The organism is Sphaerotilus hippei, from assembly GCF_003201595.1.
Classification (GTDB): Bacteria; Pseudomonadota; Gammaproteobacteria; order Burkholderiales; family Burkholderiaceae_C; genus Sphaerotilus; species Sphaerotilus hippei.
Map to the genome: position 1 here is coordinate 135,238 of NZ_QJJS01000003.1, position 12,059 is coordinate 147,296.

General features: G+C 71.0%; 8 protein-coding genes and 2 tRNA genes. 7 read left to right on the forward strand and 3 right to left on the reverse strand.

Annotated elements, in window-relative coordinates:
- Positions 1 to 121 precede the first annotated feature (121 nt).
- Positions 122 to 3,892, forward strand: coding sequence for a PAS domain S-box protein (locus tag C7444_RS04360; protein WP_110399613.1), 3,771 nt, complete (start codon positions 122 to 124; stop codon positions 3,890 to 3,892).
- A 34-nt stretch (positions 3,893 to 3,926) separates the two neighbouring features.
- Here the strand turns inward: C7444_RS04360 and C7444_RS04365 are convergent, their stop codons facing one another.
- Entirely contained in the window at positions 3,927 to 5,213 is a 1,287-nt protein-coding gene (locus tag C7444_RS04365; RefSeq protein WP_375136909.1) for a sensor histidine kinase, read from the reverse strand.
- 166 nt (positions 5,214 to 5,379) lie between these two features.
- A complete protein-coding gene (gene ompR / locus C7444_RS04370; RefSeq protein ID WP_110399614.1) occupies positions 5,380 to 6,114 on the reverse strand; it encodes an osmolarity response regulator transcription factor OmpR in 735 nt (244 codons plus the stop codon).
- A 182-nt stretch (positions 6,115 to 6,296) separates the two neighbouring features.
- Here ompR and C7444_RS04375 point away from each other — a divergent pair, with 182 nt between their 5' ends.
- Entirely contained in the window at positions 6,297 to 7,040 is a 744-nt protein-coding gene (locus C7444_RS04375; protein WP_245909407.1) for an SIMPL domain-containing protein, read from the forward strand.
- Between the two features lie 24 nt (positions 7,041 to 7,064).
- On the opposite strand, the gene C7444_RS04380 is transcribed toward C7444_RS04375, so the two are convergent.
- Positions 7,065 to 7,835 carry a 3-hydroxybutyrate dehydrogenase gene (locus tag C7444_RS04380; protein ID WP_110399615.1) on the reverse strand — a complete coding sequence of 257 codons (771 nt, stop codon included), beginning with the start codon at positions 7,833 to 7,835 and terminating at the stop codon, positions 7,065 to 7,067.
- A gap of 82 nt (positions 7,836 to 7,917) precedes the next feature.
- Here C7444_RS04380 and C7444_RS04385 point away from each other — a divergent pair, with 82 nt between their 5' ends.
- From C7444_RS04385 to phaR, 5 genes are all read left to right on the forward strand, one after another.
- Positions 7,918 to 8,820, forward strand: coding sequence for an alpha/beta fold hydrolase (locus C7444_RS04385; RefSeq protein WP_110399616.1), 903 nt, complete (start codon positions 7,918 to 7,920; stop codon positions 8,818 to 8,820).
- Positions 8,821 to 8,830: 10 nt separating this feature from the next.
- Complete coding sequence (locus C7444_RS04390) at positions 8,831 to 11,113, forward strand: RelA/SpoT family protein (protein WP_110399617.1); 2,283 nt, start codon at positions 8,831 to 8,833, stop codon at positions 11,111 to 11,113.
- Positions 11,114 to 11,164: 51 nt separating this feature from the next.
- A tRNA-Val gene (locus tag C7444_RS04395) sits at positions 11,165 to 11,241 on the forward strand.
- Between the two features lie 11 nt (positions 11,242 to 11,252).
- A tRNA-Val gene (locus tag C7444_RS04400) sits at positions 11,253 to 11,329 on the forward strand.
- 151 nt (positions 11,330 to 11,480) lie between these two features.
- Positions 11,481 to 12,047 (forward strand): polyhydroxyalkanoate synthesis repressor PhaR, encoded by a 567-nt coding sequence (phaR, locus tag C7444_RS04405; protein ID WP_110399618.1) that lies wholly within the window; start codon positions 11,481 to 11,483, stop codon positions 12,045 to 12,047.
- Positions 12,048 to 12,059 lie beyond the last annotated feature (12 nt).

Consider the following 12,059-nt stretch of genomic DNA (forward strand, 5'->3'; position numbering starts at 1 on the left):
GCACAGGTGCGGCAGCGAGGGGCCCGCAACCAGTGGTGCAGGCGTGGCTCCTCCAGATGTTCCCGGCGCGGCGGATCGTGCCCGCGCGGCCCCTTGGCGCGAGGGTGGCCTTGGGTGGTGGATGGCCGGGCTGGTGCTGCTGCTGGTGGCGCTGATCGTGCCGGCGCTGGGCGATGGCGCCGACCGCCTGCTGCGCGCGCTGCTGACGGCGGCGCTGCTGCTGGCCGGCGGCCTCGGCGTGGCCTTGATGCGCTCCTGGCGACGCGAGTCCTCCACGCGGCAGCAGCAGGCCGAGACCCGCGCGCTGCTGGAGCAGAGCCAGCGCTGGTTCCAGTCCACCTTCGAGCAGGCCGCCATCGGCATCGCGCTGGTGTCGCCGCAGGGGCACTGGCTGCGGATCAACCAGAAGCTGTGCGACCTGCTGGGCTATCGCCTCGACGACCTGATGCCGCTGCGCTTCCAGGACGTGACCCATCCCGACGACCTGTCGGGCAACCTGGCCGAGTTCCGGCGCCTGCTCGAGGGCCGCGACGGCGAGTCGATGGCCGTGGAGAAACGTTATCTGCGCCGCGACGGCAGCACGCTGCGGGCCCACCTGACGGTCACGCTGGTGCGCGGGCAGGACGGCACGCCCGACCACCTGATCGCCGTCATCGAGGACATCGAGGCGCGCAAGCGCGCCGAGGCCACCCGCGAGCTCTATGCCGAGGCGCTGCGCCAGGCCTCGCAGCCGCTGCTGCTGATCGACACGGATTTCCGCATCACCTACGTCAACCAGGCCTTCATCGACCTGTTCGGCTACAGCGCCGAGGCGCTGGCCGGCCGGCACGTGAGCGCCCTGGTGCCACCCACCGACGAGGCCCGTCAGGCCCAGGTCGCGGCGCTGGAACAGCTGCGCGTGACCGGGCGTTTCTCGGGCACGCTGGAGCGGCAGGTCGCCGACGGCAGCCGGCTGCATGTCGCGGCCAACATCGCGGCCATCCGCGACGACCAGGGGACGCTGCTCGGCTGGGTCGGCGGCTACCTCGACCTGCGGCCGCTGCGCGAGACCGAAGCCCTGCTGCGCCGGATGGCGCAGGCGGTCGAGCAGAGCCCGGCCAGCATCATCATCACCGACCTCGACGCGCGCATCGAGTACGTCAACGACGCCTTCGTGCGCCAGACCGGCTACCGCCGCGAGCAGGCGATCGGCCGCAACCCGAGCCTGCTGCAGTCCGGGCGCACGCCGCCCGGGACCTACCGGCAGCTCTGGCAGACCCTGGGCCGGGGCGAGCCCTGGAAGGGCGAGTTCATCGGCCGGCGCCAGGACGGCCGCGAGTACATCCAGTCGGCCCTCATCGTGCCGCTGCACGACGAGCAGGGCCGCATCACCCACTACGTGTCGGCGCAGGAGGACATCAGCGAGCGCATCCAGTTCGAGGCCGAGCTGGCGCGCCACCGTGAACACCTCGAGGAGATGGTCACGCAGCGCACCACCGAGCTCGAGGCGGCCAACCGCTGCCTGGCCGACCAGCAGGCGCTGGTGCGCACGGTGGCCGACGCGGTGCCCGGCCTGATCAGCCACTGGGGCCCGGACCTGCGCTGCCGTTTCGCCAACGCGGCCTGCATGGCCTGGCGGGGCCGTCGTCCCGAGCAGATCCCGGGCATGACGATCCAGGAGCTGCTCGGGTCGGACCTGCAGGCGCTCGACGAGCCCGGCCTCCAGGCCTCGCTGCAGGGGCAGCGCCAGCAGTTCCAGCAGGCGCTGGTCCGGGCCGATGGCTCGGTCCGCCACATGCTGACCGACCTCATCCCGGAGCTCGTCGACGGCCGGGTCACCGGCGTCAACGTGGTGGTCTCCGACGTCACCGAGCTCAAGCAGGCCGAACTGCGCCTGGCCGCGCTCAACGAGGAGCTGGCCCGGCGCGCCGAACAGGCCGAGGCGGCCACGCGCGCCAAGAGCGCCTTCCTGGCCAACATGAGCCACGAGATCCGCACGCCGATGAACGCGATCATCGGCCTGGCGCACCTGATGGCCCGCGACACCCGCGATGCGCTGCAGCGCGAGCGCCTGGGCAAGGTCGACAGCGCGGCCAAGCACCTGCTGCAGGTGATCAACAACATCCTCGACCTGTCCAAGATCGACGCGGGCAAGCTGACGCTGGAGCACATCGAGTTCTCGCTCGACGAGCTGCTGGCCCGGGTGTTCGAGATGGTCAGCGAGCGGGCGGGCGAGAAGGGGCTCGAGCTCATCGTCGACACCGACCACCTGCCACGGCGGCTGCGGGGTGATCCGACCCGCCTGTCGCAGTCGCTGATCAACCTGATGGGCAATGCGGTGAAGTTCACCGAGCAGGGCTGGATCCGCCTGCGGGGCGAGCTGCTGGCCGAGGACCACCAGCGCCTGCAGGTGCGCTTCGAGGTCCAGGACACCGGCGAGGGCATCGCCTCCGATCGCCAGGCCACGCTGTTCGAGGCCTTCGAGCAGGCCGACAGCTCGATGACCCGCCGCCACGGCGGCACCGGTCTGGGGCTGGCCCTGACCCGCCACCTGGCGCGCATGATGGACGGCGAGATCGGCGTGAGCAGCCAGCCCGGCGCCGGCAGCACCTTCTGGTTCACCGCCTGGCTGGGGCGGGCGAGCGAGGCCGGCGAGCGCGCCGCGCCGATCCCGCTGCGCGGCCTGCGGGCGCTGCTGGTCGATGACCTGCCCGAGGCGCTGGCGGCGCTGTGCGATCGCCTGGAGCAGCTCGGCCTGACGGTCGACGCGGTGAGCAGCGGGCAGGCCGCGCTGGCCCGCGTGCAGGCCGAGATGGAGCAGGGCCGGCCCTACGACGTGCTGCTGGTCGACTGGCGCATGGAGCCGCTCGACGGCATCGAGACGCTGCAGCAGCTGCGCGGCCTGCTGGGTGGCGGCCTGCCGCCCAGCATCCTGGTCACCGCCTTCAACAACCCGATCATGTGGCAGCAGGCGCGCGGGGTGCAGTACGACGCCGTGCTGGTCAAGCCGATCACCGCCTCGGCCCTGCACGACACGCTGATGCGCCTGCTGCGCAAGAAGGGCGCGACCTGGTCGTCCGGCGCCGTCGAGCCCAGCCAGGCCCATGACCTGCTGCTCTCGCGCCACGGCGGCCAGCGGGTGCTGCTGGTCGAGGACAACCCGATCAACCTGGAGGTCGCCTACGAGCTGCTGAACTCGGCCGGGCTGGTGGTCGAGGCGGCCGAGGATGGCGCCCGGGCGGTCGAGCTGGCCCTGTCGCGCCCCTACGACCTGGTGCTGATGGACGTGCAGATGCCCGTGATGGACGGCCTGGCGGCCACACGCGCCATCCGCCTGCGTGCCGGCCAGAGCCTGCCGATCGTGGCGATGACGGCCAACGCCTTCAGCGACGACCGCGTGATGTGCCTGGAGGCGGGCATGAACGACCACGTGGCCAAGCCGGTCGACCCCGAGCTGCTCTATTCGACGCTGCTGCGCTGGCTGCCGCTGCGGGGCGGGCAGCTGCTGATCGAGCCGCCAGCGGTGGAGTCGGGCCTGTCGCTCGAGCAGCGCCTGGCCGCCGTCGATGGGCTGGACCTGTCCGGTGCGCTGCACAACGTCGGCGGCCGCATGCCGGCGCTGGAGCGGGTGCTGGGGCGTTTCGTCGGCAACTACCGGCTGGGCGTGCCGGCGCTGGCGCAATCGGGGCCGCCCGATCCGCTGCCGGCGTGGCGCGAGGCCTGCCACTCGCTGCGCGGCGCCTGGGCCACGCTGGGCAGCCATCCGCTGCAGCAGGAGCTCGCCACGTTCGAGGCGGACCTGCAGCACGCGGGGGCGGCCGACGTCGCGGCGCTGGCCGCGCGCGCGGGCCGGATCCACGAGGGGCTGCTGAACTTCGTCGACCGGCTGGCGCGGGCCCTGGCCGGCCGCTGAGCGGCGCTCAGGCCGGCGGCCCGGACCCCGGGCGTCACAGCGCCCGGCGCAGCTTCACGTAGGCCACCAGCCCGCCGCCGCTGGCGTTGGCCAGCTCGAACTGGCCGCCCATGCGGGTGACGGTCTTGTCGACGATGGCCAGGCCGAGGCCGGCGCCGGTGCTGCTGGTGTGGGTGCGGGCCTTGTCGCCGCGGAAGAACGGGGTCGTCAGCTGGGTCAGGTGCTGCGGGCTGACCCCGGGACCCTCGTCGCGCACCGAGACGATGACCCATTCGGCCGTGCGGGCGTAGGTCACCGAGACCCGGGCCACGCCGTCGTCGGACTGCGCGTAGCGGCGGGCGTTCTCGAACAGGTTGGCGAACACCCGGTCGAGGTCGGTCTCGTCGCCCAGCACCCGCACGTCGGTGGTGACACGCGCGATGACCTTGAGCTGGTCGTTGGTGACCCGGCGGATCACGGTGTCGAGCAGCACCGCCAGCACGACCGGCGCGAGCTTGACCTCGGTCGGCCGGGCGTAGTCCATGAACTTGTCGATGATGGCGTCGAGCTGGTCGATGTCGGCGGCCATGTTGCGGCGCGCCTCCTCGTCGGCCACGCTCATCTCGGTCTCCAGGCGGATGCGCGCCAGCGGCGTGCGCAGGTCGTGCGAGATGCCCGCGAGCATCACCGCGCGGTCGTCCTCGATCTTGGCGAGCTCGCGGGCCATGCGGTTGAAGCCGCGGTTGACCTCGCGGATCTCGCGGGTGGTGGTCTCCTCGTCCAGGCGCGAGGTGTACTCGCCGTCGCGGATGCGGCTGGCCGCGTGCGAGAGCTGGCGCAGCGGGCGGTTGATCAGCCCGGCGATCAGCGCCGAGCCGGCCAGCGTCAGCAGGAAGGTCAGGCTCATCACCGCGAAGTAGGTCTTGCCGGTGATGGCCGGCTGGACCCGGCCCTTGTCGGCCTGCAGCCAGTAGTTGTCGGTCTCGATCAGGAAGCCGACCCACAGCCCCGGCATGCCGTTGACGCTGCTGGCCACCACCGTCTGCGGGCCCAGCCGGCTGCGCAGCTCGGCGCCCACGGTGCGGGTGAAGCGGTCGACCTCGAAGGGCACGTAGCGGTCGTTGGGTTCACGCGGCTGCAGCTTGACGGCCTCCTGGTCGGCGATGTTCTTGACCAGCGCGACGCGGTTGAGCTGGTCGGTGTAGCGCAGCGCCGCACGCGACAGGTTGACCAGGCTGGCGATCTGCTGCGCGGCCTGCACGCCGCGCGGCTCGAGCTCGAGGTAGCGCAGCGTGTAGACCCAGCCGAAGATGCCCACGCCCAGCATCAGCGACAGCAGCATGAAGGTGCGCCAGAACAGGCTGAGCGGGAAGTGCTGCCGCGCCAGCGTGTGCCATGTCGCCGCCAGCACGCCCGGCGGCGGCAGGGCAGGCCGGGAAGGATCGGGAACGGTGGTGCTGGACAGGGACATGGAGGCGCGCGGGCGGGGTGTCGTCAGGCGCGGGGGCTCAGGCCGCGCCGTCCGGCACGAACACGTAACCCACGCCCCAGACGGTCTGGATGTAGCGAGGCTGCGAAGGATCGGGTTCGATCATCTTGCGCAGTCGGGAGACCTGCACGTCGAGGCTGCGGTCGAAAGGCTCGAATTCTCGCCCACGCGCGAGCTGGGCCAGCTTGTCGCGGCTCAGCGGCTGGCGCGGGTGGCGCACCAGCGCCTTCAGCATCGAGAATTCGCCGGTGGTCAGCGAGATCACCTCGCCGTCGCGGGTCAGGCGGCGCAGGCCGAGATCGAACTCGAACGGGCCGAAGACGACGCTCTGGGCGTCCCGTGACGGCGCCCCCGGAGCCTCGACCATCGGCCGGCGGCGCAGCACGGCGTGGATGCGGGCGAGCAGCTCGCGCGGGTTGAACGGCTTGGGCAGGTAGTCGTCGGCCCCCACCTCGAGCCCGACGATGCGGTCCACGTCCTCGACCTTGGCCGTCAGCATGATGATCGGGGTGCTGTCGTTGGCGGCCCGCAGGCGGCGGCAGATCGACAGGCCGTCCTCGCCCGGCAGCATCAGGTCCAGCACGATGAGGTCGACCGTCTCGCGCGTCAGGATGCGGTTGAGGGCCTTGGCATCTTCCGCCAGCAGCACTTCGAAGCCCTCCTGGGTCAGGTAGCGGCGCAGCAGATCGCGGATGCGGGCGTCGTCGTCGACGACGGCGATGCGGTCGGTGCGCTGGGCGTTGGCGGTGGTCATCGGGCCTCCAAATTTGTAACAGCCGCGATTGTGACCAAACGCGCACGCCAATTTTGCCGCGCCTTGCTCGTTGTTACATTTCTTGCCTGCAGAGTCCCCATGTGTCGACCTGTGCCGGACCTGCGGCGTTGAGGAGGGCCGGGGGCCGGTCTGCCCCGGACCTTTTCAAGGAGGATGAGACGATGAACACCCGACGATCGAATGGTGCCCGTGCCGTGGTGACGGCCATGCTGGGCGCCGGCCTGCTGCTCGCCGCCCCCTGGGGGCGGGCGGCCGACCCCGGGGCGAGCGCGCCGCGCGAGCAGGTGGTCAACCTCGGCGCGAGCAGCACGATCGAGGTCGAACCCGACGTGCTGATGGTCACGCTGCAGGCGGTGCGCGACGGCACGGAGGCGGCTGCGGTGCAGTCGCAGCTCAAGCAGGTGCTGGGCGCGGCGCTCGACGAGGCGCGCCGGCAGGCGGCCGCGGGGCGCATGGAGGTCAGCACCGGCACCTTCCAGCTCTCGCCGCGCTACGGCAAGGACGGGCGCATCTCCGGCTGGGTCGGCCAGGCCGAGCTGCTGCTGCAGGGCAGCGACGGCGAGCGGGTGGCGGCCACCGCGGGACGGCTCGCCGGGCTCAACGTGGTGTCGACCGGCTACGGCCTGTCGCGTGAACTGCGCGAACGCCACGAGCGCCAGCTGACCGCCCAGGCCGTGGCGCGTTTCCGCACCCGCGCCGGCGAGGTGGCCAAGGCCTTCGGCGCCACGAACTACGAACTGCGCGAGGTCAGCGTCGACAGCGGCGGCGAGCAGCCCGGCCGGCCGATGGTGGTGATGGCGATGCGGGCCAAGGGCGCGGCCGCCGAGGCCGCGCCGATGCCCACCGAAGCCGGCCGGATGACGCTGAGCGCGACGGTGCAGGGCAGCGTGCGGCTGCTGCCCTGAAGCCTGCGGCTCTGGCTTTCACCTTCACTGCGCGGTCCAGCCGCCGTCGACGTTCCAGGCTACGCCGCGGATGTTGTTGCCCGCCGGCGAGCTCAGGAAGACGGCCAGTTCACCCAGCTCCTCGGGCGTGGTGAACTGCAGCGACGGCTGCTTTTCTCCGAGCAGCCGGCGGGTGGCTTCGGCCACGTCGACGCCTTCGGCCGCGGCCCGGGCGTCGACCTGCTTCTGCACCAGCGGCGTCAGCACCCAGCCCGGGCAGATCGCGTTGCAGGTCACGCCGGTGGTGGCGTTCTCCAGCGCGGTCACCTTGGTCAGGCCGACGACCCCGTGCTTGGCGGCCACGTAGGCCGATTTCTGCGCCGAGCCGACCAGGCCGTGCACCGACGCGACGTTGATGATGCGGCCCCAGTTGCGCGCCTGCATGCCCGGCAGCGCCAGGCGGGTGGTGTGGAAGGCCGAGCTGAGGTTGATCGCGATCACCGCGTCCCAGCGCTCGACCGGAAAGTCCTCGACGGTCGCCACGTGCTGGATGCCGGCGTTGTTGACCAGGATGTCGACGCCGCCGAACTCGGCCTGGGCGTAGGCCATCATGGCCTCGATCTCGGCGGGCTTGCTCATGTCGGCGCCGTGGTAGCCGACCTGGACGCCGAGCGCCTCGACCTGCGCGCGTGGGGCCTGCACGTCCCCGAAGCCGTTGAGCACGATGTTGGCGCCCTGGCGGGCCAGGCTCAGGGCGATGCCCAGGCCGATGCCACTGGTGGATCCGGTCACGAGTGCGGTCTTGCCTGCGAGCATGAAATCTCCTGCGTGGGTTGGGTAGGATGGAGGCATTATCAGACGCGCAGGATGGCCTGCGCTGACCGCTGCCGACGCCCTCATGCAAGAACCTTCGCTGCACCACGTCTCCTGCCTCGATGCTCGCGGCCTGCACCGCATGGCCTACTGGGAGTGGGGCGCGCGGGACAACCCCCGCGTGCTGATGTGCGTGCACGGACTGACCCGGCAGGGGCGTGACTTCGACGTGCTGGCGCGGCGCCTGAGCGCCGACTGGCGCGTGATCTGCCCGGACGTCGTCGGCCGTGGCCGCTCCGACTGGCTGGCCGATCCGTCGGGCTACCAGATCCCGTCCTACGTGGCCGACATGGTGACGCTGGTGGCCCGGCTCGGCGTCGAGCAGGTCGCCTGGGTGGGCACCTCGATGGGCGGGCTGATCGGCATGGTGCTGGCCTCGCTGCCGGGCACGCCGATCGGCACGCTGGTGGTCAACGACGTCGGCCCGGCCATCGAGTACGCGGCGCTGCAGCGCATCGGCCTGTACCTGGGTCACAAGGTGGTCTTCCCGGATGAGCAGGTCGCGGTGCAGGCGCTGTCGGCGATCTCCAGCACCTTCGGGCCGCACACGCCCGAGCAGTGGCTGGCCCTGTGCCGCCCGCTGCTCAAGGCGGTGCCGGGTGGTTTCGAGCTGCGCTACGACCCGGGCATCGCCGGGCCGTTCCAGGCCGTCACGCCCGAGCTGGCGGCCGTGGGCGAAGCCCTGATGTGGCAGGCCTACGACCGCATCACCTGCCCGACGCTGCTGCTGCGCGGCGCGCAGTCCGACCTGCTGTCCGTGGCCACCGCCGAGGCCATGACCCGGCGCGGTCCCCGTGCCCGGCTGGTGTCCTTCGACGGCGTGGGCCATGCGCCCACGCTGGTCGCCGAGGACCAGCAGCAGGTGGTCGAGTCCTTCCTGTCGAGCTGGCAGCCGGCGCCCCGCGTGGCGCCGACGTCGTCCGACTGAGGAGGCCCGCATGCGGACATCGGGCCTCGATCCCGCCGAGGCGGCTGCGCCCATCGTGCTGCTGGCCGACGGCCAGAGCGTCGGCTCGCCCGACGTGACCATCGCCGAGGAGCACGACCGCCTGCGGCGCGCGCGTGCCTTCGCCGAGCCGCTGCTGCTCGGTCGCCACTTCGACACCGGGGAGGACGCGCAGGCCCACGCCGACGGCGTGGCCTCGATCCTGGAGTCGGTCGGTGCGGCGCCGTCGATGCGTGCGGCCGTCTACCTGGTCTACGCGGGCGACTTCCTGACCGAACCCGAGGAGGTCGTCACCCAGGCCTTCGGTGCGCCCTATGCCAGCCTGGTCACCCACACCCGCAAGCTGGTGCAGATCCAGCGCAATGCGCTCGACGCCTGGGCCGACCTGACCGACCGCGAGGCCCAGGCCCGCCAGCTCGAGCGGGTGCGCAAGATGCTGCTGGCCTTCTCGCGCGACCTGCGGGTGGTGCTGCTGCGCCTGGCCTCGCGGCTGCAGACGCTGCGCCATTACGCGGCCACCAAGCAGCCCTGCCCGCAGGCGCTGGCCCGCGAGGCCCAGCAGGTGTTCGCGCCGCTGGCCAGCCGGCTGGGCATCTGGCAGATCAAGTGGGAGCTGGAGGACCTGGCCTTCCGCTTCCTGCAGCCCGACGACTACAAGCGCATCGCCCGCCTGCTCGACGAAAAGCGCGTCGAGCGCGAGGCCCGCATCGAGGCCGCCCGCCAGCGCGTGCTGGCGGCGCTGGCCCACCACGGCCTGAAGGCCCAGGTGCAGGGCCGCCCCAAGCACATCTACAGCATCTGGAAGAAGATGCAGGGCAAGAAGCTGCCCTTCGAGCGGGTGCTGGACCAGCGGGCGATGCGGGTGATCGTCGCTTCGGTGGAGGACTGTTATGCCGCGCTCAGCCGCATCCACGAGCTCTGGACGCCGCTGCCCGACGAATTCGACGACTACATCGCCCGACCCAAGAGCAACGGCTACCAGTCGCTGCACACGGTGGTGCTCGACGACGAGGCCCGGCCGCTCGAGATCCAGATCCGCACCCAGGCCATGCACGACCATGCCGAGAGCGGCGTGGCGGCGCACTGGGCCTACAAGGAGGCGGGCACGCGCGGCTACGCCGGGGTCAGTGCCGCCGGTGATTTCGAGGAGCGGGTCGCCCTGGCCCGGCGCGAGGTGCTGCAGCAGCTGCTGGCCTGGGAGCGCGACCTTGCCGGCCAGGGGCGCGACAGCCCGCCGCCAGAGGCCGGCGCCGCGGGGCAGGGCTGGTTCGAGGACCGCATCTACGTGTTCACGCCGCAGGCGGCGGTGATCGAGCTGCCCGCCGGGGCGACGCCGGTCGACTTCGCCTACCTGCTGCACACCGACCTGGGCCACCGCTGCCGCGGCGCGCGGGTCGACGGGGTGCTGGTGCCGCTCCACACGCCGCTGCGCAGCGGCCAGACCATCGAGGTGATCGCCGCCAAGGAGGGCGGTCCGTCGCTGGACTGGCTCAACCCGCAGCTGGGTTACCTGCAGAGCCAGCGCTCGCGGGCCAAGGCCCGTGCCTGGTTCAATGCCCGGGCCCTGAACGAGACGATCACCCGCGGCCGCGAGGCGGTCGACAAGCTGCTGGCCCGCGAAGGGCGCACCTCCGTCAAGCTCGATGACCTGGCCGCCCAGCTGGGCTTCCGGAGTGCCGAGGCGCTGTTCGAGGTGGTCGGCAAGGACGAGTACTCGCTGCGCAACATCGAGGCGCTGCTGCGCCCGGCGCCCGCCGAGGTCGAGCCCGGGCTGCCGCCGCTGCGGCCTTCGCGCGGCACGCCGGGCCGCGGCTCCGTGCTGGTGGTCGGCGTGGACTCGCTGCTGACCCAGCTGGCCCACTGCTGCCGGCCGGCGCCACCGGACGGCATCGGTGGCTACGTGACCCGCGGCAAGGGGGTGGCCGTGCACCGGCTGAACTGCAGCAACTACCGCCAGCTCTGCGCCCGGCACCCGGAACGCACGCTGCCGGTGACCTGGGACGCCTCGGGCGCGGCCGCCGGTGGCGCGACCCCGGAGCGGGCGCTGTATCCCGTCGACGTGATGGTCACCGCCAGCGACCGGCAGGCGCTGCTGCGCGACATCTCCGAGGTCTTCGCCAAGGAGAAGGTCAACATGGTCGGCGCCCAGACCCGCTCGGTGCACGGCGTCGCCTACATGACCTTCACCGTCGAGGTGACGGACGCCTCGCGCCTGTCCCAGGTGCTGCGGCAGGTGGCCGCGGTGCCCGGCGTTCACGATGCCAAAAGAAAATAATCAGAAAGTGCTGGTGTTTTTGGAAATGCGTGCCATAATAGAAAGCTCTTCAGGCGCATAGCTCAGTTGGTTAGAGCACCACCTTGACATGGTGGGGGTCGTTGGTTCGAATCCAATTGCGCCTACCAGAAGACCTTGCAGGCACATAGCTCAGTTGGTTAGAGCACCACCTTGACATGGTGGGGGTCGTTGGTTCGAATCCAATTGTGCCTACCAGAACATCGGTCACAGAACGGCGCTGGCAGCGATGCCAGCGCCGTTTTTGTATGGTGGGTCCGTCGCGGGTGCAAACCCCAGCCGGCCCCCGTGGGGAGGCCTGCCTAGAATGGGTCGTCACACGCCGTCCAGCTGTATCAGGAGTTCCCACATGGTTTCGTCACGCCGCGACAACGCGGAAACGGCAGCGGCCCCCGAAGCGGGCCTGCGCATCCTCAAGAAGTATCCGAACCGGCGCCTCTACGACACCCGCACCAGCAGCTACATCACGCTGGCCGACGTCAAGCAGATGGTGCTGGGTGCGGAGGTCTTCGAGGTGCGTGATGCCAAGACGGCCGAGGACCTGACGCGCAGCATCCTGCTGCAGATCATCCTGGAGGAGGAGACCGGTGGCATGCCGATGTTCTCGACCCAGATGCTCGCGCAGATCATCCGCTTCTACGGCCACACCATGCAGGGCGTGATGGGGCAGTACCTGGAGAGCAATCTGCAGAGCTTCGTCGATCTGCAGAAACGTTTCGCCGAGCAGACGGTGCCGTTCTCCCCCGAGGCCTGGAGCCAGTTCCTGACCGGCCAGAGCCCGGTCATGGGCGGGCTGATGTCGACCTACGTCGACCAGTCCAAGCAACTGCTGACGCAGATGCAGGAGATGCAGAAGCAGGCCGGCACGCTGTTCCCGGGCATGCCGGGCTTCACGCCGCCGACGGGCAAGCGCTGAGTCCGGCGCGGC

Coding starts and splice junctions, on each gene's coding strand:
- C7444_RS04360 (WP_110399613.1), top strand. CDS start 122: ATGGCCGGGCTGGTGCTGCTGCTGGTGGCGCTGATCGTGCCGGCGCTG.
- C7444_RS04365 (WP_375136909.1), bottom strand. CDS start 5,213: ATGCTGCTGTCGCTGATGCTGGGCGTGGGCATCTTCGGCTGGGTCTAC.
- C7444_RS04375 (WP_245909407.1), top strand. CDS start 6,297: ATGAACACCCGACGATCGAATGGTGCCCGTGCCGTGGTGACGGCCATG.
- phaR (WP_110399618.1), top strand. CDS start 11,481: ATGGTTTCGTCACGCCGCGACAACGCGGAAACGGCAGCGGCCCCCGAA.
- C7444_RS04385 (WP_110399616.1), top strand. CDS start 7,918: ATGCAAGAACCTTCGCTGCACCACGTCTCCTGCCTCGATGCTCGCGGC.
- ompR (WP_110399614.1), bottom strand. CDS start 6,114: ATGACCACCGCCAACGCCCAGCGCACCGACCGCATCGCCGTCGTCGAC.
- C7444_RS04380 (WP_110399615.1), bottom strand. CDS start 7,835: ATGCTCGCAGGCAAGACCGCACTCGTGACCGGATCCACCAGTGGCATC.
- C7444_RS04390 (WP_110399617.1), top strand. CDS start 8,831: ATGCGGACATCGGGCCTCGATCCCGCCGAGGCGGCTGCGCCCATCGTG.